The organism is Altibacter sp., assembly GCF_019913785.1.
Lineage (GTDB): Bacteria > Bacteroidota > Bacteroidia > Flavobacteriales > Flavobacteriaceae > Altibacter.
Map to the genome: position 1 here is coordinate 1 of NZ_JAIOHK010000016.1, position 26,269 is coordinate 26,269.

A 26,269-nucleotide genomic window follows, 5' to 3' on the forward strand; every position below is an offset into this window, starting at 1 on the left:
GTGGAATCGGGAGCTGTTTTTGAAAGAATCTGCTCGGGGTACACCCCTGATATTTTTCGGTAATCCTCCACCACCGAGAGATATACATCGCCGGGCCAATCTCGCGTGTCTATATGGCCTGAAAACTCATACTGCCCTTGACAAATTAAGGGAAGAAAGCCAAATACAGCCAGAAATAGAATTGTCGTACTCTTCATAATCGCGTACTAATATAACCACAATGTCACTGCAAACCAACACCTGTAACAAAAGCAAATTCGGTAGACCTATTAATAAACTATTAATCGTAAATTTGTAACTATGAGTATATGGAGAGTATTGCTTTCTATTTTGTTTCCACCACTTGCCGTAATCGATAAAGGATGCGGATCTATTTTAATCGTTTTAATATTGACGATTTGTGGCTGGATACCCGGAGTGATCGCCGCATTGATAATTTTAAATAACCCAAAAAGATAATGATACTAAAAAAAGTAAGTCTGTTGGTCTGTTTGACATTGGTGCTTTCCAGTTGTCAGTTTACAGAAACCCTTGTTTTAAATGAGGATGGAAGTGGTCGTATGAATATTGAGATGAATATGAACGAGCTCATGGCCTTTGGTGGCAATGAGGCCGATTCGATAGTGTCCAAAATAGATACGATCATTTCGATGAAGCAATTCTTGGCCGAAAAGAAAGATAGTATTTCTCAACTGCCAAAGGAGGAACAAGCAAGTCTGAAAAGAATGGAGAATTACAACATCCATATGATCATGGACAGTGAAACCAAAAAAATGCTTTTCAATATATATACCGACTTTACCAATATAGAGGAGGCCAATGATTTGATGATGGGGTTGGATAAGACTTCGAGCCTGATGCCCGGGGTGAATAATGCCTCATCGGTAGAGGGAGAAGAGAGTACAGACAATGTTATGGGTGTGGCCTATTCGTATAAGAAGGGTAAATTTTCACGTGATGCCTTCATAAAAGACAAGGTGAGACACCAGCAACAGGTAGACAGCATGAAAAATACTGAATCCTTTATGAGCAGTATGGTATACAAATTGAAGTATACCTTTCCCCGGAAAATTGTAAAGTCATCTATAGAAGATGCAACATTCTCTTTAGATGGTAAAACCATTGAGGTCGAACGCAGTTTCGTAGATTATTTTAAAAACCCGGATATATTGGATTTGGAGCTGGAGTTTGAAAAATGATGTATATTGATAGTACCAAAATGTAGTAATTTAAATAACCAATAAGATGAAAGTAGTATTTTTTTTAATTCCCTTTATACTGTTTAGCAGTTGTAAAACAAAAGCCGATAAAGTGATTACACTCGACAATCAAATTAAGAATGTGAATAGTGAATGCCCTGCTGAAGCTGTATGTACTATGGATGTGCAAAAAAATAAAAGCCTTCTTATCAAGGAGGATGGCACCGGAGCTTTGTATCCCGAAATTGTAGCAGGAGATAAAACGGTTGTGGTGTATACTTTCTTAAGAAAAGGGCCGGAGGGAACTGTGGATGGGGATTATTCGGAAACTATCCATTTTGAGATTCCAAATGGAACAACTACTTCAAGTTTTACCGACGCTTCCTTGAAAGATGCCAAATTATTGTTCGGAAAGCATTGTTATTGTAAGGGTGAAGCGGGATATTATCGCGTAGAGAGAGGAAGTCTAAAGGTGATAAAAAGCGAGTCCTCGGTAACATTTGACCTTAGGTTTAAAATGGAACATCCCTCACACGAACTGAACAACATTAAACAAACTACTTCCTTATAGTATAAAAAAAGGCTGTCTATTTAGACAGCCTTTTTTCTTTTTAAACTATTAATCTCTAGAGTTTAATTAGTTTCTTATTTACTACACTATCTCCATTTTTAACTACTAGGAAATACATGCCACTGTTTATTGTGGTGTAATTAAGTGTTGTATTAAACAAACTTGATGTTGAAACATCTTCAAATACCTGACGGCTAATTTGTCTTCCTCTTAGGTCGTACAATGAAATATTAATTTTCTCATCGGATGCAGGAGTGAAGGCTAGGTTGTAGCTTCCAGTTGATGGGTTTGGCCATAGGGCGAAATTGTCGAAATTAAAATCTGTTGTTGCCAAAGATCCTTCCACCGTGATAACACCGTCATTTAGGTCGTAGAAAATATTGTCTGAACCGATGACCATTAATCTACCTCCAGTCGTGTTCACTACAGGAACCCATACATCGTGACTTCCATCATTTGGCGTGTCATCGGCAATTTGCATAGGGTAGGTCTGTCCGTTATCGGTCGAAAAGAAAATGTCTACCGTAGCACAATTTACCGGTGCTCCGTCAGATCCTGCTACATCCCATGTTATAGTTTCGAATCCTTGTGTTTGCCATGTGGTGGCTGTATTTTGAGATGTAACCACAAAAGGTCCTGAAGCTCCATCAACAGTTACCACCATATTATCACTCGCCGATGATGCACCACCTGCAACATTATCACGCACCGTATATCTAAAGTTCATAGTACGTCCGACAGCAGGAACAACTTCCCATAAACTCTGCGTCTGTCCGGTTAAAACAGTTGCTAAGGCCGGCATATATCTGTCTGGTGATGCAAGCGCATCGTTGGATCTAAACATAGGTCCGAATACCGATGTATTTTGAGGTGGCATTGTTCCAATTTGTTGATTCATTTGCTCCCAGTTATGCGAAAGCACGTTTCCACCATTTGGATCACTTGCGGTTCCTCTTAAAATAAAAGGAGTTGATTTGGGGATGGTGTAATCTGCTCCTGCATCGGCTGTAGGAGGTAAGTTTCCGGTGGGTGTTTGTACCGCACACTGTCCTGTTCCCGCAGATATAAAATTCCAGATTTCTTGAATACTAATAGCGTGGAAATAATCATCACTTACGTTTTGAACATTTGGAGGGCAAATTCCGGCATATCCCATGATTGTAGATCCGCTGCCAGGCTCCATGGCAGTTCCGTTATTTCGGTTACCTCCACAAGAATTATTGAAGGAATGGTTTGCTCTAAATTGATGTCCCATTTCATGAGAAACAAAATCTACATAAAAGATATCACCTATAGGAGAACTCAAGCCTGTAACTCCTCTTGCCTTTTGATTGGTGGTACAAACCACACCTAATCCGGCGATACCACCACCACCTGTACTAAACACGTGACCAATATCATAGTTTGCGTTTCCTATCACAGTATCACATGTAGTTTGATTCTGTCCCAACATAGTTCCTCCGCTATTATTCGTATACGGGTCGGTACCTGCAATAAGGAAAATAATGTCTTCATTATTAGCAATAATTTCCATATGAACGGCGATATCTCTTTCGTATATACCATTAACACGTGTCATTGCTGTATTCATCGCTGTAAGCACGGCTGCTTTTTTAACTGCATCTGTAGCACCGGGATCAATCCCTTGATTTGTTAGGTGAAACTGTGCGTATTCTCCCGTACAGGCCAAGGCCAAACGAAACGTTCTCAGCATACCATCGTCTGCATTTTCAGGAGCATTAGATAAGTCTATTTCGGCTCTTTCCTGAATTAAACATTCAAAACTTCTAGAATCTGCCTCTAGGGAAGCTCTGGTATAGCTTATATAATAGTTATTGTCTTTGGTATAAGTATCTATGTATATAGTACTGTAATTCACAGATGAAATCATAGCGTGTAAACCATCATTTTCTGAAAAACTAAATCGTGCAATTGCCGAAGGGTCATCTATACCTTGTGCCATGTAGGAACGAATATTTGGATGTCTTTCCTGAAGGGCTGGAGCAAAACTAGATGCTTCATACACACGAAAACGCTCCAGCTTCCCATTCTGAGTTGGAAAGTCGACGATTACATTTGAATTACTTGTGTATCTAACCGGGGCTTGTGCCAATACATCTCTTAAGGAAGCTGTATTTAACGCAAACAGTTGAAATTCCTGAGGAAAACTATTTCTGAATGCTTTTTCAATATGGTCTGTTTCACTCTCAGAAGCTATTTCCCAAGGTGAAAAGGAGTTCTGGGCATTTATCCCAAAACAAAAAATTAGGAGGGATAAAGTGAGAATTGTTTTAAAGGTACTTTTTTTCATGACATTGGTTTTAAGGTATTAATCATTGTAAAAATATAACACTTTATTCAATTTTGGTAATAGATCGCTAATCTATTGTCGTTTTAACGTTAAAAAAACTTCAAAATGGAATCGATTTATTCAATTTATTGATAATTTTACCCTTCATTACAATCAATTGCTTTTTTGAACAAGGATATAGATATTATCGATTTAGGCCTAAGAGATTACAAGGAGATTTGGGACTTTCAAGAGCAGCTTTTTCAAGAGATTTTAGCCATTAAGATAAAAAATCGGAGGGAAGAGACAAACCTAGATACCCCCAACTACTTTTTGTTAGTGGAGCATCCTCATGTGTATACTTTGGGCAAAAGTGGTGATCTATCCAATTTATTGATTACTGAAGAAAAGCTCGCGGCGATAAACGCCAGTTTTTATAAGATAAATCGCGGTGGTGACATTACTTATCACGGCCCTGGGCAAATAGTAGGCTATCCCATTATAGATCTCGAAAATTACTTTACCGATATTCACAAATACCTGCGTTTCTTGGAAGAAATGGTCATACTTACCTTAGCTGAGTATGGTTTAAAAGCCGAACGCTCCAAGGGAGAAACTGGAGTTTGGCTGGATGTGGGGACTCCCTTCGCACGAAAAATATGCGCCATGGGTGTACGAGCCAGTAGATGGGTCACCATGCATGGTTTTGCCCTAAATGTGAATGCCAATCTTGGGTATTTCGATCATATGATTCCTTGTGGAATTAAAGGTAAGGCCGTGACTTCGTTACACGTTGAATTAGGTAAAACTGAAGTTTCCATGGAAGAAGTAAAAGAAAAATTACTAAAGCACTTTTTACAATTATTTGAAGCAAAAGTGGTTGAAAAGATAAATCAATAAAAAAACCGCAGTCTGGCTGCGGTTTTTTTTATTTGAATTACTTACTAAAGGAAGTTAACAAGCTGTACCCATCCAATTTTCCTCGTTTGTTGTAGTCCTCAGTCTTAACTACGCCTACGCCTTCGGCGATCCATTGCTTGGAAGACCTGCTTTGGTTAGCGGCCATCGATTTCAGTACCATGGTTTGTGTAAGCACATAACATTCGAATGTACCCGCTGGAGTTGTTAGGGTTTCTTTTGCCAATACCTTTCTTTCGGTGATTACTGTCTGCATGTTAATATTCATACCAGATATGCTAATTTTTATGTTTAAATCGGCGTCGGGTAGTGATTGCCCTACCGATAGATCATTTGGAAGTTCAAGATTTGTTCCCGTGATTTCCGTATCCACGTCCATGTCGCCATAGGCATCCATCATATCAGGGCGCATCAATGACTTAAAATCTATAGAGACAACACCATTTTTGCATGTTGCATCATATTCGGAGGCACTTATTTGTTTGCCTTTTTCATCGATGAGCTGGGTAGTCATAGAAGCGGTTTGGGAGCTTCCGGTATTGGTAATTTTTAGGATATGATATTCCACCATTCCGGAAAGCTTCCCCTTACCGTCATACAGCGATAATTGTGATTTGGCCCCTTCCGAAAAAGGATAAAATTTGCTGCAACTGTATTGAGCCGAAACGGTTAGAGATAGCATCAATAGGGTTGATAGAAAGAGAATGTTTTTTTTCATAATTATAGGATTTATTTTTAGTTTAATTTTTTGGCAGCACTAGTATTTCTACCCGTCTGTTTTTCTGTTTGTTTTCTTCCGAATCGTTGGCGGCTATCGGCTGACTTTCGCCGTAGCCAATAACCTTAAAGGTGTATTGCTTTGCTAATTTCTGTTTTAAGTAGTTGCTAACTTCACGGGCCCTGTTTTCAGACAGGGTTTTATTGCTTTGCGGACTTCCAACATTATCGGTATGTCCTTCCACGATAATAGTTCCGCTGGGAATTTCTGCTACCGCATCGGCAAGTTTTTGTAATGCAGCAGCAGATTCCTTCAGCTTAAATTCACCGGTATCGAAGAGCACGGCACTGTCCAAATTCAACCGAAGCGCTCCGCCTATGGTAGCAACTGCATCCACATCGGCACCCGGAAGTGTACTGAACGTATTCAAATCGGTCAGGCGGACATAGTTGAAGGTTTCGCCGGGTTTTACAAAACCTTCTATATCTACCTTAGCGGTGCCTCCTTCTATTTTCCCAATTTCAATCCAGTCATTTCCATTTTTGGATATTGCCAGTTTGGTAGGTTCGATCTGCCCCATTTCAAAAACATAGAGATCAGGGCCATTTACATTTGTCAAGGTGTTATCACTGAATTCTAGCGTCAATACTCCATTAATTCCAAGATTTCCGATCCGCGGATCGGCCGATCTAAAATTTTCCAAGGCCATATCGGGTTCGCCTATGGTTCCGGGAGCATTGGAACCCGGTGTCGATCCCAGTACGTGTGATACAACCCGGTCTGCAAACGACAGGCTTCCAAACGGCAAATAGATATATTTTCGGCGGGCGTCTATATAGGTGTTGCCAATATCATCATCACTGCCATACCAGTTGGGATTCAAATTATAGAATTCCTCTTTTGCAGCAGTGGCCATTTTAATAAAGCGACTGGGCTCCTTGCTTTGCCTTTTTTTGAATAGGGTGATAATCGCTTTAAACCCTTCCGTACACGTGGCCGAATTTAAATGAGTGACTACCGCTTCCGGTACTTCAAAATTCAGGGCAGCTTTTGCCATTTTTGAATTTGAAAGCTTCTCGGTTGGTGGAAATGGTTTTAATAATTCTAGTTCAGCCTTCGTTATTTCCAATAAGTCACACAGTATTGGAATTCTGTTTTCACTAGAGGCAACGCCCAGTCGTCTTAATGTGGTCTGTGATTCAATGCGGCTTTTCAAAAGATACGCCCCTAAAAGATCTTCCACAAAGCTGCCTGAATAATTATTGACCCATTCTCGGATTCTAGTTATTCCATCAATTTCAAATCCTTTCGAAATAGAGCCATGGGTGACCTTTCGCTCAATAGAATTTTTAAAGCGGTTCAATTTATTGGTGTCGTTGGAAAGATGTGTTTTCAAATCGTTTAAGTTAATCTGAAATTCCTTACCATTGTCCAAAACTATAGTATTATTATTGCTTTCACGGGTCTTTATAGTACTTAACTCGGTGTACATATTCATTTCTTCTTCACTAAGCGCATCCTTTGATATGTAGACATACCGTTCATTGATTTCGAAAATAGAGGTATCTGAGGAGGGCTTTTGGTCCGATTCATTATCCTTGGACTCGGCATCGTCAAACGATGCATCCTCTGTTTCCGGAAGCACTTCCATTTCGACAGTATTATTTTCTGAAACGTCTTTATTCGCATCCTTTTCGGAAGTGTTCCTGCAGGATACGAGCAACAACACCGCTAATAATAAATTAAAAGGTTTCATGATCAATCGGGTCTTTTATAATGCATGGCGGTAAATTCATAATACATATAGCCAAAACGATCGTACCAGTCTGAAATACCGTGTTGGGCTTCACATTCGTTCAATTTCATCAAGGCGCGTTTCTGGCCTTCTAAAAGATCTCTATACTTATTGTCATAGGCTTTCTGAAGATTCTTAATAGATTTCTCGATCTTTCTGCGCTCCGACTGCCACGCCAAGCCGGATACACCGTGTATCCCCGATACATTGTCGCCAAAAGATATGGCAGCGTCGGTAAAGGTTTTGGTACAATTATAGATTGTTTTTAGGCGTTCGAAGCTATACCGAGTGGTATTAAAATCGGAGCGGGCTTCTACAAAACAGCTGCCACATTCGTCGGTTTCACAAAAACTGGGCACTCGTGGCATCCCCGGAGGAGGTACCGAACTAATACAATCGCCCAACCCTGTATACGAGTCGTACAAATCTCTAACGGTTTTGTAGCGCTCATCATCTCGAATTATTTCACCTACTTCACCCAGGCGATCCAAGCCTTCATCCAAAGCTTCAACACCTGCTTCAACTTCTTCACGGAGCCATTCTTCGTAGGAACCATCTTCCAATGCACCGGAACCGAATGTTTCAACTCCTTGTGCAAACCCGGACATAGAAGCGCCTAAACCGAACAATAATAGAAGCATGGTGGTTTTTTTTCTTGAAAGGACTTTCGATGCCAAAAAACCAATCACCAAAAGCGCTACTCCAAGCAAAATATACAAAATAGTATTTGAGGAATCTGAACTTTTCGAATTCCCTCCTGAAGCCGAATCTTCACCGCCCTCGATGGTATCTTTATCCGCCTTCTTAAAAGCCGACCCTAAGAACTCTTCCACGGGTTCGCTTGCATAAATAATGATGGAATAATTTATCTTTTTCCCTGTGGGTACTATCTTAAAACCGAAATCCCCTTCGGTACGAAGCTTAAAATTTACAATCCCGTTCTTCGATCCACCGGTAGTGGCAGTCCGCTCCACTTCATTCCAGGTATTCTTAGCTAATTCCACTGTGAAATTTGGACTGCCGAAATTGCTAAAAATGAAAACATCGATAAATTGATACATACTACAGCCATTCACATAATAATATTGGGGCTCGTCCATCATGGTCGAATTTGCTATAATACTTTTGGCTCCTTGCTTCGATTTAACATCTTGGAGTTCTAACTTTACAGGCTTTATTTTCTCGTCCAATGTATATGGCTGTGCTTTTGCTGAAAAGCCAATGCCAATGACTAGAATAAGTGAAATTAATAGGGCTTTTGTTTTCATAACGGCAGATCTTTAAATGTTACTTGAATGCTATCTTGTTCCTTTCCGATGATGTCTCCGTTTTTACGTTTTGCCTTGTCTTTTCGTCTATTTTTCTTTTTAGGAGCGTCAATTACACTGTCTAGTGCTCTGTCGGTGCTTTTTCTGGTCTCTCTTTCAACTCGTCTTTCAACGGTGCGTTCGGCGGCTCTTTCGGCTCTTTTTCCTAATTTTTTAAGAATTTGAGCATTGGCTTGACCGCCCAAAATCAAGAAGCATAGAAGGGAGATAATTTTAATTGCTTTCATCTTTTTTCAAATTTGATATTAAGGGTTTTTTAAAAGTTGTTTGCTTAATTACTTTATTCTTATATGTAATCTTTAGGGTGTATATGCCATCGGTTAAATGGTTTATATTGAGATATATTTGTTTTATAGGTGTTACCTCAATCGCCCCGGAATACACATGGTGTTTTTTTTTCATTTTTGGGGAATCAAAATTCTAGAGTAAAAATAACTTGCCTATTTGCGGCGGGATAGAAGTATTGTAACTAAAACTATAAGATATGTAACAAGCTTGTGTTTAGAAGCTGTCACAAAGAATTAGTACAGTGTTTGATGTCTATGAAATATAATCGGTAGGAGTGCGACCAAACTCTTGTTTAAAGCATTTTGCAAAGTAGGAAGGGTCGTTAAAACCTACCATATAACCAATTTCAGAAATAGAAACTTTGTTTTCTTTTAGCAGATTGGCGGCTAGTTTTAATCGCTGCACTCGTAGGAACTCAGTCGTGGATTGCCCGGTAATCGCTTTTAACTTTCGGTGTAATTGCATTCGGCTCACCCTCATTTCTACCGCAAAGGCATCTGCAGAAAAATTGGAATCGGTAATATGTTCATCCATCACTTTTTGAAGTCGTTCCAAAAATTGTTCGTCGGCGGTAGACACCGCGATATCCTTCGGCCTCAAAATTATTTCTTGTGCAAATCGAGCCTGTAATTTTCTCCTGTTTTCAATTAAATTAAAAACGGTTGCCTTTAATAATTGTGCATTGAATGGCTTTGTTAGGTAGGCATCGGCACCACTGTGCATGCCTTCCAGTTTATCTTCATCTTCGGTTTTAGCTGATAATAGTATTATCGGGATATGAGCGGTCAATTCGTTTTCTTTCAGCTTTTTTGTAAGTGCAAACCCATCTTCTAGCGGCATCATTACATCACTAATTATTATATCCGGAATCAGATCCAGCGCTGCCGAAACACCTTCTTGTCCATTTGCAGCTGTTCGAATTTGATAGGAAGTTTCAAAAATAGAACCTATGTAATTCCGTATTTCATAGTTGTCTTCCACTATGAGCAATATGGGCGCGTCCTCTGTGGATTGTATATGATGTGCTTTATATTCCTCTAAAATATTTAGCCTATTAGCCGCTCCTTTTTGTAATTCTTCTGAAAGGATTTCATCTGCTTCAAATTGATCTTTACCCACCGGAATGCGAACTGTAAACCAGGTGTGCTTGTTTGCATTGCTTTCAACCGAAATACTCCCTTTGTGAAGTTCAACAAGTTCTTTGGTTAGTGCAAGGCCAATTCCCGTTCCTGTTTTTTGAACATTTGTTTGATAGAATCGTTCAAATATTCTTTCTTTCTGTTCGGGACTTAAATAGCTTCCGGAGTTCATTACAGAAATCTCATAGTGGTTCGATGATGAAAGTCCTCCCTCAATTTTGACGATACCCCCTTCATCTGTGTACTTTATTGCATTTCCCAATAAATTAAAAATAATTTTCTCCAAGGCGTCGTGGTCAAACCAATGTGTGCTTTCAGCTTCATTTATCTGTATCTTATAATCCAGATTTTTTTCTTTAGCACTAAACGAAAATGCTTCGGCTTGCGCTTTGAGAAACCGAGAGAGATTCCCGGGTTCGACTTTGAGTTTGAAGTTTCCACTTTCCACTTTCGATAATGCCAATAGTTGTTCTACAAGTGATTCTAGCCGTTGGGTATTGTTTTTGGCTACAATCAAATTCTTTCGATCGTTCTTGCTGAGTTTTTCAGAATTTAACTGATCTTCCAAAGGGCCCTTAATAAGTGTTAGCGGCGTGCGAAATTCATGCGAGATATTTGCAAAGAAAGTAGATTTAGCCTTGTCCAACTCGGTTAGTTTTCGATTGGTTCTTTGCCGATTTCGGTACTGGAAAAAGAAGAAGAGTCCAACCAAGAAAGTGAGGCCCAGACCACTCAGTAAAACATTCAGTTGGTTTCGTTTTTGCTGTTCGATCAGTTGGTTTTTCGAGGTGAGCAGTTCAATCTCTCTATCTCTGCGTTCGGTTTGATATACAGCCTCTATCTCTTGTATCCTTTCAGCACTCTGAATATTTTGTAGAGAATCTTTAATATGTATGGCCCTTTCGGTATAGTTAAATGCATTTTTATAATCCCCTTTTAATGCGGCACTTTTAGCTAGCAGTTCGTACATTTCCTGCGTTACTTGACTATTCTTACTGCTTTGATTAAGACTTTCGGCTTCATTTAGATATTGAATGGCTTCGTTGGGCTTTAGTTTCGCAATTGCCAATTTGGCCAGCTCTATCGCATTTAAAGAGGCTTCATAGTTCCGCAGGTTTTCCTTGTGAATGGCAAAACCTTCCTTAAAATAATTTTCCGCTTCTGTTAATTTATTCTCCTTTGCCTTTACCTGTCCTAAGTAGGTGCTGATTTCGGCAATATTGCGCTGATCCTTGATATTCGAAAAGAAATTATGACTTATCGTTAGGAGACTGTCGGCCTTTTTTAAATCACCCTTAAAAAAGTAGACCCGTCCCAAATAGATGTGGGTGGTTTGTAAATAGTAGGAGACATCACCCGGAAGTTTTTTAAACTCATTATTGGCCTTTACATAGTATTCCTCGGAAGCATCATAGTTTTTCAGGTCGAGATAGATATTTCCCAGATTCTGATACGATGCCGCGATCACATCGGGTCGTAGCGGTGCTGCATTGTGAACCGAATCGACCACCAATAGCTTCTTAATGGCTTCCTCAAGTTTATTTTGTCTGGCATAGGCCGTTGCCAAGGCGATATGTGAGTCGGCGAAGATTAAATTATTTGGATCCTCAAACTCGGCCGTCCTTTCGATCGCTTTTTCACATGCTGCAACCGACTCCTCCATCCTGCCCAGTAAATAGTAAGTCCTGCACAGACTATTGTATGCCCTTGCGGCTCCTATATCGTACGATAATTCTTCGGACAGAGCCAATGCCTTTTTAAAATACACTACAGCCGAATCGTTTTGCTGTGTCCTTTTAAAACAATTTCCAATGAGATAATCGGCATCTATTATCGCTTCTCCATATTTTCGTTTAACGGCTAGCTCTTTAATTTTTCTGGAGTAATAAAAGGCGCTATCCGGATTCGGATTGATAAACTGTGCCACCTTTGTGCGGTAGGATACTATTGCCAAAGAATCCTCGTAAGAAATCGAAGATGTAAAAGACACACCTTCTTGTGCATGAAAAAAAGGTGTACTAATCAAGGTAAGCAAACACAGTATTTTTTTCATATAGATTTGTGGTTGCTTAAAGATAATCAAATATTAGTAAATCATGTCATTGTTGTTTTCACCCAAATAATGAGGAATACACCTTATAATTTACTGAATTTGATACAATACGATTTCTTTTTCCGACCCTTTTACTACGAAGATGGTTTTACCCTGCATGGAGCTGGATCCCATATCGATGGCCGACGTTCCATATACCGGAAATCCGGGGAGTAAAATTCCGGATTTGTTGAAGATAAATACCTTGTTTTCCTGTGTTTCGGTCACCGAAACATAGGTCTTTCTATTTACAGTGAAACTCGAGGGTTTGCTGTAAATGCCAAACGGGAGTTCCACCAATTTTCCGTTAATGCGAAGTTTGTTATCGTCCAAAGTAACTTTCGTGGTACCCGTCATCGAAAAATAGTACGCTTCAGAAACTTCCAATTTCTGCGAAGTGATCTTTCCGGTTTGTGAAATACTGACCTTGGTATTATCCTTTGTGATTATCACAAAATGATTGGCTTCTTCAGCGATTGGAATGTCTGAAAATTCAAATTTCTTGGATACGTTTATTCGCGTGGATCCTACGCGATTCAGAATATTTAATTTTCCATTTTCTTCAGCAATAAGCAAATAATCCTTATTCCCCATACGAATGTGTTGCGGAGGTAAGACAATGGTTGAAGAAGCCGATTTATAGTTAAATCCCTTGACCAATTGCGCCTTCGAATCGTACATCAAAATAGTTTTTCCCTGGGTAACCACGAAGCGGTATTTGCGATTGTTGTCGTAATCGAAAACAGCCAATGGTTGTGTAACGGGGTCCTTAAAGTTTATAGGAAATGGGGAGACCGGTTTGCCATTTCTGTCTAAAACATAGAACGCTTTTTTAGTGGTAAACGCGAGTTGTTTTTTTCCATTCCGAAGCAGATCGACCTCGTGAATTTTTCCAATTATGGGGTCGGGTAGTTTTTTTGTCCACAGTACTTTTCCACTTTCCGAGATAAGGTATAAATTGTTGTTCACATCCTGTACAACTACATCCTGCCCACGTGTTTTATGGTTGCTGAAAAAATGCGGGGTGCTTAATAATTTGTGGTCCAATGCCAAACCAAACAATTGTGTGAGTCCGCCCGGACTTTGAATACTATTGCCGGTTTCTTGACAAACCAAATTTACATGCGCAAAGTTGCGATCATAACTAAACTGTATCGCGGCAAAGGGATAGGATGTTAGGTCCACATTTTTTATTTCTGAAGCTGCCCTTGACGAAAAGAAGTGGGAAATAGCATCGGGTATACTTCCCCGCATCTTATAAATAAGCAATGAAGAGGCCGTGCTCAACTGTGGGATAGCAGTTTCAAAATACCCCATCTTAGCCAAACAGCTGTTGTTCTTATAGGCTGTGATAATTTGTTCGGCATCGGGGATTGATTCCGAAAAAATAAAGAAATTGTCCAGCTGAAACGCATAGACGGGACTTACCTCCGAAAGGAAGGGCGAAAAGGTTTTTGTAAATATTTCGGGCTGATTAAAATTATAAATGGTCACCTCTCTGAAGCTGTTATCTTCCGAAATATATTTCAGCAAACTCTCTTCGGTTAAAATAGGATCAATGCTCTTTAAAACAACGGCAGCACCTGTTTTTAAACGTATAAGGCCTATTTCGTTAATCGATTCGAACAGGGGGTTGACCAAACTATCTGAAAATACTTCTCCTCGAAACTTCTGAAGGTTTTTCTGAAATACTTCGGCATCGTTGTAAGTAACCGAGATCGCACCTAGAGCCTCATTTGGAACGACCTGAGCGAGATCGTTTTGTCGAGGCAGTAATCCGTCAAAGACCGAAAGCAATTGCGGGACACTATCTCCCGCCATAGTTACTCCCGTCGCCGTTATCGCGTTGGGGAGCACCTCTACGTTCAGCGACATCCACGAAGCAAAATTTACCTTGGTCGAATCGGTCAATGGCATCGCTGAGGTATTTAGCATCACATTGAGATCCTCGCCCTGTTGAATTCGTGCAATTTTTTTGAAGGTTTCGCTTTGTTCGGTTTTTCCTTCTAGAATGTTTTGCAGTACTGTTTGCGAAGAGGATGCAATGAACACACTGTCTTTAATCGCAGTAAAAGCCACTTGCTTATCAATGGTGACACGCTGTATGGATACCTTATTATAGGTTAGTGTTTCGATGGTTTTGTCCTTTATGGAATCGGGTGCAAATAAATTTGGGTGCTCCCGGGTAATAAAGGTATACACCGTGGTGCTATCGTTAGGCGTATTGATGCACAAGAGGCTTTCGCTGGTAGAATTTAAGTATTTTAAAAGCAGTGCTTTTTCTGAAAAAAAGGCAGCTGGTTTCGTACTGTCGAAGGCCGAAAGCAAACTATTGGAAGAAAGGGCGCGTCGTAGTGATTGGATTCCGGTTTCACTTCCGGTAGGATTTGAAATTTTCAAGACTACCGAAGCATTTTCGGGAACAAAATCCAGCAATTCCATCTCTTTGGAAGAGGTATTTTCACATCCAACGACGGCGATGGCAATTAAAACCCAAATGATATTTTTCAGAAAACCCATTGAGACAAAAATAGAAAGTAAATACTCCAAATTTTTGATAAAGGGCAATTGTTTATCGATATGTTTTCAACAGGTATAAAAAGCGATTCTCACATATCCAACCATATCTTAAAGTCCTTCGTCTTGGCTCTACTCACATATTCCTTGACATTGTTTTTAAGCACTACCTCAATCCTGCTTTTTGAGGACATATTCATTTTTTTAATACTGTCAATTTTTATGATAAACCCTCTGCTTATCCTGAAGAACAGTTTCGGGTCTAAATAAGATTCTAGGGCATCGAGACTATACTGAATAACAAAGGAGCGGTTTTCGTTATTCACCAGTACTGTGGCGTTGTCTTCGAAGTTGAAGTACAGGATTTCTTCTGAAGCGATAGAATATACTGTGTGATTGATTTTGGCAAAGAAGCGCGATTTGTAATTGGGGATGACTAATTTTTTTAATTCAGAAATTATCTTTTCATCCATTTTAAACGCTGTTCCATAGCCCAGCTTCTTGTATTTTTCGAGTGCCTTTTTTATATCGGCAGCCGTATATGGCTTCAATATATAATCAATGCTGTTTACCTTAAAAGCATCAATGGCATACGAATCGAATGCCGTAATAAAGATGATGGGACAGTTTATTTTTACTGAATTAAAGATTTCAAAAGAGATTCCATCAGACAGTTGAATGTCTAAAAAAAGGAGATCTGGATAGACTTCCTTGTTCAGCCACCTTGTTGCTTCTTTTACCGACTCGCAAACGGCAAGAATATCTATAGTAGCCTCCGTTTTTTTCAAAATAGTGGCTAGGCGTTCAGCCGAATGGGAATCGTCTTCAACTATAAGTACTTTCATGGGTAATTACGGGTATTTTTACTATAAAGTGAGCTTCGCTTTCTTCAATAAGCACATTGTTTTTAGACAGCAGTTTGTATCTGCTTATAATATTATCGAGTCCAATTCCGGAGGAATATACATTATTTGGTTTTTTAAGCACATTGTTTTTAATGACCATATACGATTCTTCCATATACATTTCGATGTATAATTTGTCTTCTCGCGTTATTACATTGTGCTTGACGGCATTTTCTAACAGTAATTGCAATGTGAATGTGGCGATTTTAAAGTTTTTAAAATCGGTCTCATGGTAAGTGAACTGAATATTTTCACCGTGTTTTATTTTTAAAAGATATAGCAATGAATGGAGCATACTGAGTTCTTTTTCAATCGCAACGAGATCAGCTTTTTTTTCATCCAACAGATACCTGTAGATATTCGATAATTCAAGAATATATGCTTCAGCTTCCGGTTTTTGTTCACTTACTAAATGTGTGAGCGTATTTAGATTATTAAATAAGAAATGTGGATTGATCTGGTTCTTTAAAGCCAGCAATTCCTGTTTCACCTGCTGTTTACTAATCTCCTGTGTTTTAATAACCGATTTTTCCCAGGACGAAAAGAAATATTTACTATTTATATATAAGAGTATGAGTAGGGCGGTAAAAAGATTGTTAAGTTTTAAAAAGTAGATCTGACTTCTGGAATACCTTTCAGGGAAAGACCCGAAATTTAGTTCTACGGCAATATAATTAAGGGGTAGAAACACAAGGACGATCAAAGCCGTGTTTGCAGCCACCATTTTGTAAGGTTGTGCTATCCAGTTGTAGCTTTTGTTGAATTTCCTAACGCCAAATTCGATCAACTCATAAATAACGAAGAACGTAATACAATAATAAAGCAACACGCGAACATTTTCCTCCTGTGGGTCCGAAAAGCAGGTAGGACAAAAAACAAAAGAGCTAATACTTCCTATAAGTAAAGCCCTTATTGTTTTTATGAACCATTTATTTTTTAACATCAGTTAAAAGTAAATGATTTGTCTTAAAATCATAAAATCTATTTTTTAATTATTTTCAAGACGGTCTTGTTTCCATTTTGATCTTGAAAAAGTATAAAGGCCGATGAATGCAGGACAAGGGGAATGGTATTATCTCCTTTGTTAATTATAATTTCTTCTGAATTCAAGATAAGTTTTCCTTCAAAACTGTAGGCTTGCATACGCAGACGACCGTTTTCAGAAGCGTGTATTAAAACGCCTTCATTTTGATAAGGATTCGCGCATGAGATTTTAATTCCTTCTAGGGGTGCGTGCTCCAAAATTGACAAAAAATCTTCTGCGCCTTGACCTCCGTAGGCACCCATATCGTTTCTCGTAGTTCCCTGCGCGGGAAATAAGGCATTACCCGGTGAACCGGGATCCTCCACATCGTTGTATTCAGTTCCAGGATGCCCTGCGTCAATACAGGGGGAGGAAGCACTTAATAAAAAGCTACCTTGATTGTCAAACAGCGGGTCGTCTGTAATCATGCCGTCTTCATTGCCGTCGCCGTCAAAGCCGCCTTCAATATTGGTATATGTGAGATTTGCATTTCCGCCATAACGCTTAAAAATTTGTGGAAACGCATTGGTGGCCGTATTTCCATATATAATGCAATTAATAATTACGGTGGTGGTTCCTGTAGTAATAATTGCACCTCCTTTGTCACCGGAATGATTATTTACAATGGTATTGTTCTCAAGAGTGACCGGCTCCCAGTCTACGTAGACACCTCCGCCACCATTGAAGGATCCGGTTGCGACGTTAAAAGCAATCAAGTTATTTTTAATGGTAGCGCCTTCACAATACGCGATCATTACTCCGCCGGCGTAGCCACCCGAATTATAAGAAATAACATTATTAGTAATAATAGGCTGCCCGAAACCCATACGAATTCCTCCACCTCCGGCTCCAGTAACTCCGGTTTCAGCAATACAGTGGTTCTCTTTAATAATGTTGTTTTTGATTGTGGGCGATGTCTGATTTATCAAAATTCCACCTCCGGTTCTGAAATAAGCGTCATCGGCCGGATTATATGTTTTGGTTCCAGAACCACCTGTGATTGTAAATCCTTGTAAAATAGAATCGTTGGTTTCCCCCGTCTTAAAACTTACGCAACTTCCAATATCCGGATCGGTAGGTTGGCTCCCATCGATAACCGTATTGTATATATCGTTGATATCACCTGAGGTAGCATAATTACTAGTTACCGTGATGTCTTTTCCTAGAAAATCAATATTTTCAAAATAGGTGCCATTCGCTACAATAATAACATCTCCCGAACTCGCAGCATCAATGGCTTCCTGAATGGTAGCATAGTCAGCAGGCACGTGAATATCTGCAGCTTTCAATGTGAATGTCGAGATGGCTAGTAAAAGTAAAAATAGTCTTGTTTTCATAATTCATTTTTTAAGTTGAATTATAAAGCTAGGCCGACTTCTTTATTTATTAAAACAATAAATGGCGAGCGGGAGTTTTTTGATGTTGAGCGGAATATCGGGCCGTTGAATGGTTAGATGGCTTGTTGTTATAAATTGAGTTTTAATTGTTCGGGTAGTAACCTGAAACTCTTGCGATGATAGGGACTTGGGCCAAATTTCCGAATAGCTTCTCGGTGTTCGGCTGTAGGATAGCCTTTATTTTGTTTCCAGTTATACATTGGAAATTCTTCGTGTAGCTTTTCCATATAGGCGTCGCGGTAGGTTTTAGCCAAAATAGAGGCCGCGGCAATATGTAGATACTTACCATCTCCTTTGACCACACATTCGTAAGGCACCTTGTAATATGGTTTAAATCGGTTTCCGTCAATAGCAATAAATTCAGGGGTTTTGGAAAGTTGCTCGATGGAACGGTGCATTCCCAAGATGGAGGCGTTCAAGATATTTAATTGATCAATTTCATCCATCTGGACATGTGTAACTCCGAAAGAAACAGCTTCTGCCTCTATGATTTCTCGAAGCGCCATTCTTTTTTTTTCTGAAAGCTGCTTGGAATCGGTTAAAAAAGGATGGCTAAAATCATCGGGCAGAACTACCGCAGCCGCTGTAACAGGCCCGGCGAGACAGCCTCGCCCGGCTTCATCGGTGCCACACTCCAATAGATGCGCATGTATTTTTAATTTCAGCATGAGAAGCAAGGTACAAATTTTAAAAATCTCAAATCCTGATCTTATATCGTAAATCGGATATCGTCATTTCCGTTTAAAAATATACCTTTGTGACGAAAGATAAATTCCAATGAAACACACTCTTTTGCTACTTCTCTTTTTAAGTGCTTCGGCAGTTGTGTTTCCGCAAAATGATCCCACCGAGAAAGTTGAAAAGCCACCAATTGATCTGTATAAGATCATTTCGGCAGCGCGTGATACCACCTATGTGGATACCACGCTTTCTATTGAGAAGGAATATCGATTTAATTACCTTCGAAAAGATGCGTTTGAATTACTTTCTTTTTCGAATGTGGGACAAACCTACAATACACTGGCCTACAACTTCGACAAATTGAATTTGTTACCCCTGTTTGCGGCACAATCACATCATCATAATTATTTGGACGCCGAGGACATGAATTATTATCATGTACCTACTCCCTGGACCAATATTTACTTTAAAACGGCATTTGAACAAGGACAACAACTGGATGCATTCTTTACGATAAATACTTCCGAACAATTTAATTTTTCGTTGGCCTATAAGGGAGTTCGGTCCCTTGGGGCATATCAGAATATTAAAACCAGTACGGGTAATTTTAGATTTACAACCAACTATCACAACAAAAGTAAACGCTACAATCTAAGGGCGCATCTGGCCGCGCAGGATGTTTTTAATGAAGAAAATGGCGGACTTACTGCAAACTCAACAGTATTGTTTACAAACGACGATCCCGAGTTTCAAGACCGTGGTCGATTGGATGTGAATTTTGAAGATGGTGAGAATAAATTGGAGGGATTGCGGTTTTATGGCGATCACGAGTACGAACTCATTTCAAAAAAAGACAGTCTCAATTATTCGGTGGTCGCAATTGGAAATAGTATTAGCTATGAAGATAAATTCTACCGTTACCAACAAAAGGCTCCGTTTAATGGATTTGGGGCATCGTATGAAGCTTCCGACCTAAATACAAAGGTAAAACTGGAAGATTTTCGAGCTAAGGTGTACACCCGTTTTGACAATTCGATTTTGGGGAGCCTCACCGGATTTGTAGGGTATACAGATTATAACTATGGGTACAATTCGGTATTGATCCTTGATGAAGGGCGCATCACCAATAGACTAAAAGGGACTCAAATTGAGGCAGGTGCTACCTATAAAAAGCAGTATCGCGGTTTTGAACTTTCAGGGAAAGGAGCTATCAACGTCTCCGGGGATTTTGATGGAAATTACTTGCAGGGAGCGGCTTCTTTTGCCTTAGACAAGGATAATAAAGCCGAGGCTTCACTTACAATTCATTCCGTGGCGCCCAACTTTAATTTTTTACTCTATCAAAGCGATTATGTGAATTACAATTGGCAAAACAGCTTAGAGAATGTCAAGACGCAGGAATTGAAATTTGAATTGAAATCAAAGAAACTTCTCGATGCTACGGTAAGCTATACGGGAATCGATGATTACGCCTATTTTGCAGTCAAAGCGAACGATTCTACGCCTACACCGCATCAATTCGGTGATCGGGTAGATTATTTGAAAATAAAGGTCGAAAAAGAAATACGGTACAGAAAATTCGCCTTAATGAATACCGTACTGTTTCAGCAGACGGTGAGTGGAGAAGAAGTATTCAACGTTCCTCAATTGGTCACGCGGCAGTCCTTATATTTTCAAGATCACCTGTTTAAGAGAGCACTTTTTCTACAAACAGGGATCAATGTGAAGTATTTTACAAAATACCATATGAATGCCTACGACCCGGTCTTAGCCGAATTTTATGTACAGAACGATCAGGAATTGGGAGGTTTTCCGCTAATAGACCTATTCTTCAATGCAAAGGTCAAACAAACCCGTATCTACTTCAAATACGAGCATATCAATTCGCTATTTACGAGTAAAAACGATTATTTTTCGGCACCGGGCTACCCATATCGCGATCCTGTGATCCGCTTCGGACTGGTGTGGGATTTCTTTTTATAGTGGTTTCCGTGTCAAGCACGGAAAGACAAGGGTATGTCACGCTGTACTTGAAAAGTGTTTTTTGTCACGCCGTACTTGATACGGCGTCCATCATTCCTGTCACTTCTAAGGTCACATAGATTCTGACTTTCGTCAGAATGACAAGGGAGTGTGTTTCTTGTCACGCCGTGCTTGGTGCAGCGTCTCTTTTTTTTCTCTTCCTTGATTTGTCACGCCGTGCTTGACACGGCGTCCATCATTCCTGTTACTTCTAAGGTCACATAGATTCTGACTTTCGTCAGAATGACAAGGGAGTGTATTTTTTGTCGCGAAGTGCTTGACACGGTGTCTATACTAATCCCGCAACAACCCTCTCGAAATTACAATTTTTTGGATCTCACTGGTACCCTCGTAGATCTGCGTGATTTTGGCATCCCGCATTAAGCGTTCCACATGGTATTCTTTTACATAACCGTTTCCGCCATGAACCTGCACCGCCTCTACGGTAACGTCCATAGCGACTTGCGAAGCATATAATTTTGCCATAGCACCACTCATGGTATAATCTTTTCCTTGATCCTTATCCCAGGCAGCCTTCATCACGAGATGACGAGCCGCTTCAATGGAGGTATGCATATCGGCCAATTTAAAGGCAATCGCTTGATGGTTACATATTTCGGTGCCGAATGCCTTTCGCACTTTAGAATATTCACGGGCCAGATCGTAAGCCCCGGCTGCAATTCCCAAAGCCTGGGCGGCAATACCTATTCGCCCACCACTCAAGGTTTTCATGGCAAATGTAAATCCGAAACCATCCGCGCCAATTCTATTTTCTTTAGGAACTTTCACATCGTTAAAGATAAGAGAGTGGGTATCACTGCCTCGAATTCCTAACTTGTCTTCCTTCGGGCCAATTTCGAATCCGTCCCAGCCTTTTTCAACAATTAGGGCGTTAATTCCTTTATGTCCCTTTTCTTTATCTGTTTGTGCAATGACCAAATAATAATCAGCGGTTCCTCCGTTGGTGATCCAGTTCTTGGTGCCATTCAGTATATAGTGGTCGCCCATGTCTATGGCCGTGGTTTTTTGCGAAGTGGCATCACTTCCCGCCTCCGGTTCGCTCAAACAAAAGGCCCCGATGGACTCACCCGTGGCGAGTTTTGTCAGATATTTTTGTTTTTGGTCTTCACTTCCGTATGCCTGCAAACCATAGCACACAAGGGAGTTATTTACTGAAACTACTACCGAAGCCGAGGCATCAATCTTGCTGAGCTCTTCCATCGCCAACACATAAGAAACCGTGTCCATACCGCCTCCGCCGTACTTTGGATCTACCATCATGCCTAAAAAACCTAATTCACCCATTTTCTTCACCTGTTCGGTTGGAAATTTCTGCAGGTTATCGCGTTCGATCACACCTGGGAGTAATTCGGTTCTCGCAAAGTCACGCGCTGCATCTCGGATCATTATGTGTTCTTCAGAAAGGCTAAAATCCATAATAGGGTACGGGTTAATTGTAGTTTACAAAGTGCTGCAAAGATACCCCTAAAAATAAGAAAACTCAAATACCAAATTCCAAAATAGATAACAATCTTTGCAAGATTAAAAACTTAACAAGTATCATTTCGAATTTTTAATAATTGAATAGTACTTTTAATTCCTAGAAATATTCTGAAGTTTGAGCAAAAATAACTATCATATTCTCGGTGTAATGAGCGGTACCTCCTTGGATGGTATCGACGTTGCCGAACTCGCTTTTTCTCTTTCTGAAGACCAAGTTTGGGATTTTAAAATTCTTCATGCCGAAACCATTGCATATTCCGATTCTTGGAAAAGCAGGCTAAAAGAAGCTATTTCTTTTTCCGAAGCTGAGCTACAACAGCTCAATTCAACGTACACCCAATTTCTTGCTGAGGTTATTTCAGCATTTATAAAAAAACAGGGTATACAAGGTCTCGACGCCGTTTGCAGTCACGGGCATACCATTTTACATCGACCAGATCAGGGAATTACCCTTCAGATTGGAAATCTTCCCGAATTAGCCACACGGATTCGTCAAACTGTGGTGTGCGATTTTAGAGTTCAGGATGTGGCCTTGGGTGGACAAGGAGCGCCCTTGGTGCCTATTGGAGATCGATTGCTTTTTGGGGAGTACGACCATTGTCTCAATCTGGGTGGCTTTGCCAATGTTTCTTCGGAAATGAACGGAAATAGAATCGCGCACGATATCTGTCCTGTAAATATAGTGCTAAATCCCTTTGCCGAAAAATTAGGAAAACCTTATGATGAAGGGGGGGAGTTGGCAGCTCAAGGCATAGTAAACCCTGCATTGCTACGACAATTAAATTCGCTTCCCTACTATAAAATAGCACCTCCAAAATCCCTCGGATTGGAATGGGTAAAGGAGTTTATATTTCCACTGTTGAATGACTCAGGACTATCGAACATGGATATCCTGTCAACCTGTACAGAGCATATCGCAATGCAGATTGCAGATCGGTGTCGGGAAGGTGTTTCCGTATTGGTTACCGGTGGCGGAGCTTATAACGACTATCTTATTTCCAGAATTCAGACAATAAAAAACATGCGATTAATTCGTCCAACTCCCGAAATAATAGAGTTTAAAGAAGCCCTGATCTTCGGATTACTCGGGGTATTAAAACTTCGCAATGAGGTAAATTGTTTGTCAAGTGTGACAGGTGCGCAGAAAGATCATTCCTGCGGAATTATATACTTTCCATAAAATAAACCTAAAATATTACAAAGCCTTCTTCAATTTTTTATATTTGCTCCCTTAACTACGCGATTGAATGAAGGAACTACTTAAAAAGTACGAAAATAAAGATCCCGAAATAGTTTTCCATTGGAATGACCCCGAAACCGAAGCCGAAGGTTGGACCGTAATCAATTCACTACGTGGCGGTGCGGCCGGAGGAGGCACGCGTATGCGTCAGGGCTTAGATATGAATGAAGTTTTGTCGCTGGCTAAAACCATGGAAGTGAAATTTACCGTTTCAGGCCCAGCCATTGGTGGAGCCAAATCGGGCATCAATTTCGACCCGCATGATCCTCGTAAAAAAGGAGTTTTGGAACGTTGGTATAAGGCAGTGTCTCCATTATTGAAAGCGTATTACGGAACAGGAGGCGATCTAAATGTAGATGAAATACACGAGGTAATTCCGATTACGGAGCAAAGCGGGGTGTGGCATCCTCAAGAAGGTGTTTTTACTGGCCATTTTACACCTACCGAAGCCGATAAGATCAATCGTATTGGGCAATTACGTCAAGGGGTGATCAAAGTCTTGGAAAATAACCATTATTCACCAGATGTCTCACGAAAATATACCGTAGCCGATATGATTACCGGATACGGCGTAGCGGAAGCTGTGCGTCATTACTACGATATTTACGGCGGAAGTGTGCAAGGGAAACGAGCTGTGGTTCAGGGATTTGGGAATGTGGGATCATCTGCGGCCTATTATCTATCTCAAATGGGAGCTAAGGTAGTAGGAATTATCGACAGAACCGGTGGAATTATAAAACAGGATGGATTTTCATTTGAAGATATGAGACGCTTGTTTTTGGTGAAGGACGGCAATAAACTGATGGCCGAAAACATGTTGTCTTTTGAAGAGATCAATCATAAAATATGGACGCTGGAATGTGAAATATTCGCACCTTGTGCGGCATCTCGATTGATTACGAAAGAACAAATTGCTTCGATGATGGAAACGGGATTGGAAGTGATAAGCTGTGGTGCAAACGTGCCTTTTGCCGATAAAGAAATATTCTTCGGACCCATTATGGAGTATACCGATGAGCGCGTTAGCCTTATCCCGGATTTTATAAGTAACTGCGGAATGGCACGTGTCTTTGCCTATTTTATGGAGCGCAAAGTACAAATGACCGATGAGGCCATTTTTAACGACACCTCCATGACTATAAAAAATGCTATTCAGAATACCTTCGATAACAACAGTACAAAAACAAACATTAGTAGAACTGCTTTCGAAATTGCTTTAAAACAGTTAATTTAGAAGCTTCGTTTAAAGAATCTCACTACCTATGGAATCAATCATCATTTTAATATTTATTATAGGATACCTTTCAATCACGTTAGAGCATCCGTTAAAATTGGATAAAACCGTTCCGGCTTTGATAATGGCGGCTTTGATATGGGCTGTTTTGGCTGTGGGATTCTATAGTGGCTGGTTCGATGTGATAAATACAGAGGAGCAAGCCTTTAATTTTCTGAAAGGAGGCGAACATGCCGAAGAAGGTTTCAATGGAACCCTGTTGCATCATTTAGGAAAAACCGCCGAAATCCTAATTTTCTTGATTGGGGCCATGACAATCGTCGAAATTATCGATTTACATCGAGGTTTTGAAGTATTAAAAGGAGCTGTAAAAACAAAAAGTAAGAAAAAGTTGCTATGGATAATAGGAATATTAGCTTTTTTCCTTTCTGCTATCATAGACAATTTAACAGCTACGATTGTCTTGGTTACTTTACTGCGAAAATTAATTCACACAAGAGAAGATAGAATCTGGTATGCGGCCATGGTGGTCATTGCCGCGAATGCCGGGGGAGCATGGTCACCCATTGGTGATGTCACCACGACGATGCTTTGGATTGCCAATAAGGTTACGGCAGCCGGACTTATTGAGTTTGTTGTAATTCCTTCGATCGTTTGCTTTATATTGCCTTTCTTCGTTGCTAGTTATTTAAAACCCTTTAGAGGGAATATTGAAGTAGATGCCGAAGAAGATATGGAAGCTGAAAAATTATTGAGTAGCCGCACCATGTTATTTTTAGGTCTGGGAATGATCGTTTCGGTACCCGTCTTTAAAACGCTTACGCACCTGCCTCCATATATGGGAATGATGCTTGCATTAGGTGTTGTTTGGTTGGTTTCTGAATACATACATCCCGAAGAAGACTTCAGTAAAGAACGACGTCATTTGTATTCGGCTCACAAAGCCTTATCTCGTATCGAAATCTCCAGCATCTTATTTTTCCTCGGTATTCTTATGGCAGTAGCCGGATTAGAAAGTCTGGTATACGGAGTCGTACATGGAGAAGAAGTAGGAACCCTGCGTTATTTGGCCGAAGTATTGCGAGAAGCCATCCCTAATCTGGATGTGGTTGTAATGCTGCTAGGAGTACTTTCTGCCATTATCGATAACGTACCGCTGGTGGCTGCCTCCATTGGAATGTTCGAATCACCTACCGACTCGGTATTATGGCACTTTATAGCCTATTCTGCCGGAACAGGAGGAAGTATGTTAATCATTGGTTCCGCAGCAGGAGTTGCCGCCATGGGAATGGAAAGAATCGACTTTATCTGGTACCTTAAAAAGGTAGCCTGGTTAGCATTTATTGGCTTTGCTGCCGGTGCAGGAGTCTTTCTGTTGATTGAGCGAGTTATATTTCACCATGCGTAA

At 40.2% G+C, this 26,269-nt stretch carries 20 protein-coding genes and 1 pseudogene; 8 read left to right on the forward strand and 13 right to left on the reverse strand.

The genetic code is table 11. The features are described 5' to 3' along the window. Positions 1-197, reverse strand: a pseudogene (locus K8F54_RS02180) (helix-turn-helix transcriptional regulator); the annotation flags it as partial. Positions 198-300: 103 nt separating this feature from the next. Between K8F54_RS02180 and K8F54_RS02185 the strand changes: the two are divergent. Genes K8F54_RS02185 through K8F54_RS02195 form a run of 3 tightly spaced genes read left to right on the forward strand, consistent with a single transcriptional unit; the run spans position 301 to position 1,770 of the window. Further along, positions 301-459, forward strand: coding sequence for a YqaE/Pmp3 family membrane protein (locus K8F54_RS02185; RefSeq protein ID WP_219053340.1), 159 nt, complete (start codon positions 301-303; stop codon positions 457-459). Beyond that, on the forward strand, positions 459-1,199 hold the full coding sequence (locus K8F54_RS02190; RefSeq protein WP_290786426.1) for a hypothetical protein: 741 nt from the start codon (positions 459-461) through the stop codon (positions 1,197-1,199). Before K8F54_RS02185 ends, K8F54_RS02190 begins: the two co-directional genes overlap by 1 nt. Before the next feature lie 46 nt (positions 1,200-1,245). Beyond that, the gene (locus tag K8F54_RS02195) at positions 1,246-1,770 is read left to right on the forward strand and encodes a hypothetical protein (RefSeq protein ID WP_290786429.1); all 525 of its coding nucleotides are present in this window, start codon (positions 1,246-1,248) and stop codon (positions 1,768-1,770) included. 55 nt (positions 1,771-1,825) lie between these two features. Here the strand turns inward: K8F54_RS02195 and K8F54_RS02200 are convergent, their stop codons facing one another. Continuing rightward, the gene (locus K8F54_RS02200) at positions 1,826-4,081 is read right to left on the reverse strand and encodes a zinc-dependent metalloprotease family protein (protein WP_290786431.1); all 2,256 of its coding nucleotides are present in this window, start codon (positions 4,079-4,081) and stop codon (positions 1,826-1,828) included. Between the two features lie 156 nt (positions 4,082-4,237). On the opposite strand from K8F54_RS02200, the gene lipB reads away from it, so the two are divergent. After that, entirely contained in the window at positions 4,238-4,960 is a 723-nt protein-coding gene (lipB, locus tag K8F54_RS02205; RefSeq protein WP_290786496.1) for a lipoyl(octanoyl) transferase LipB, read from the forward strand. Between the two features lie 37 nt (positions 4,961-4,997). On the opposite strand, the gene K8F54_RS02210 is transcribed toward lipB, so the two are convergent. From K8F54_RS02210 to K8F54_RS02255, 10 genes are all read right to left on the reverse strand, one after another. Then, positions 4,998-5,696, reverse strand: a complete 699-nt coding sequence (locus K8F54_RS02210; RefSeq protein WP_290786435.1) for a hypothetical protein — start codon at positions 5,694-5,696, stop codon at positions 4,998-5,000. 22 nt (positions 5,697-5,718) lie between these two features. Beyond that, positions 5,719-7,452: an OmpA family protein gene (locus tag K8F54_RS02215; RefSeq protein ID WP_290786438.1), complete on the reverse strand. Its 1,734-nt coding sequence runs from the start codon at positions 7,450-7,452 to the stop codon at positions 5,719-5,721. Positions 7,453-7,454: 2 nt separating this feature from the next. After that, positions 7,455-8,759, reverse strand: coding sequence for a hypothetical protein (locus tag K8F54_RS02220; RefSeq protein ID WP_290786441.1), 1,305 nt, complete (start codon positions 8,757-8,759; stop codon positions 7,455-7,457). Next, entirely contained in the window at positions 8,756-9,046 is a 291-nt protein-coding gene (locus tag K8F54_RS02225) for a hypothetical protein (RefSeq protein ID WP_290786444.1), read from the reverse strand. The genes K8F54_RS02220 and K8F54_RS02225 overlap by 4 nt, the downstream gene beginning before the upstream one ends. 313 nt (positions 9,047-9,359) lie before the next feature. Beyond that, entirely contained in the window at positions 9,360-12,299 is a 2,940-nt protein-coding gene (locus K8F54_RS02230; protein WP_290786446.1) for a tetratricopeptide repeat protein, read from the reverse strand. 90 nt (positions 12,300-12,389) lie between these two features. Continuing rightward, the gene (locus tag K8F54_RS02235) at positions 12,390-14,888 is read right to left on the reverse strand and encodes a hypothetical protein (protein ID WP_290786449.1); all 2,499 of its coding nucleotides are present in this window, start codon (positions 14,886-14,888) and stop codon (positions 12,390-12,392) included. 59 nt (positions 14,889-14,947) lie between these two features. Further along, positions 14,948-15,700 carry a LytTR family DNA-binding domain-containing protein gene (locus tag K8F54_RS02240; RefSeq protein ID WP_290786451.1) on the reverse strand — a complete coding sequence of 251 codons (753 nt, stop codon included), beginning with the start codon at positions 15,698-15,700 and terminating at the stop codon, positions 14,948-14,950. Beyond that, positions 15,681-16,589 carry a histidine kinase gene (locus K8F54_RS02245; protein ID WP_290786455.1) on the reverse strand — a complete coding sequence of 303 codons (909 nt, stop codon included), beginning with the start codon at positions 16,587-16,589 and terminating at the stop codon, positions 15,681-15,683. Before K8F54_RS02245 ends, K8F54_RS02240 begins: the two co-directional genes overlap by 20 nt. A gap of 152 nt (positions 16,590-16,741) precedes the next feature. Continuing rightward, a complete protein-coding gene (locus K8F54_RS02250; protein WP_290786458.1) occupies positions 16,742-18,121 on the reverse strand; it encodes a hypothetical protein in 1,380 nt (459 codons plus the stop codon). A 128-nt stretch (positions 18,122-18,249) separates the two neighbouring features. After that, positions 18,250-18,849 (reverse strand): ribonuclease HII, encoded by a 600-nt coding sequence (locus K8F54_RS02255; RefSeq protein ID WP_290786461.1) that lies wholly within the window; start codon positions 18,847-18,849, stop codon positions 18,250-18,252. A 109-nt stretch (positions 18,850-18,958) separates the two neighbouring features. On the opposite strand from K8F54_RS02255, the gene K8F54_RS02260 reads away from it, so the two are divergent. Then, on the forward strand, positions 18,959-20,845 hold the full coding sequence (locus tag K8F54_RS02260) for a putative porin (protein ID WP_290786463.1): 1,887 nt from the start codon (positions 18,959-18,961) through the stop codon (positions 20,843-20,845). A 333-nt stretch (positions 20,846-21,178) separates the two neighbouring features. On the opposite strand, the gene K8F54_RS02265 is transcribed toward K8F54_RS02260, so the two are convergent. Continuing rightward, positions 21,179-22,321: an acyl-CoA dehydrogenase family protein gene (locus tag K8F54_RS02265; protein WP_290786466.1), complete on the reverse strand. Its 1,143-nt coding sequence runs from the start codon at positions 22,319-22,321 to the stop codon at positions 21,179-21,181. Positions 22,322-22,502: 181 nt separating this feature from the next. Between K8F54_RS02265 and K8F54_RS02270 the strand changes: the two genes are divergently transcribed. The 3 genes from K8F54_RS02270 to nhaD all read left to right on the forward strand — a co-directional run bounded on the left by K8F54_RS02270 (position 22,503) and on the right by nhaD (position 26,269). Then, the gene (locus K8F54_RS02270; RefSeq protein WP_290786469.1) at positions 22,503-23,567 is read left to right on the forward strand and encodes an anhydro-N-acetylmuramic acid kinase; all 1,065 of its coding nucleotides are present in this window, start codon (positions 22,503-22,505) and stop codon (positions 23,565-23,567) included. A 67-nt stretch (positions 23,568-23,634) separates the two neighbouring features. Further along, a complete protein-coding gene (locus tag K8F54_RS02275; protein ID WP_290786471.1) occupies positions 23,635-24,861 on the forward strand; it encodes a Glu/Leu/Phe/Val dehydrogenase dimerization domain-containing protein in 1,227 nt (408 codons plus the stop codon). A gap of 28 nt (positions 24,862-24,889) precedes the next feature. Beyond that, complete coding sequence (nhaD, locus tag K8F54_RS02280) at positions 24,890-26,269, forward strand: sodium:proton antiporter NhaD (protein WP_290786473.1); 1,380 nt, start codon at positions 24,890-24,892, stop codon at positions 26,267-26,269.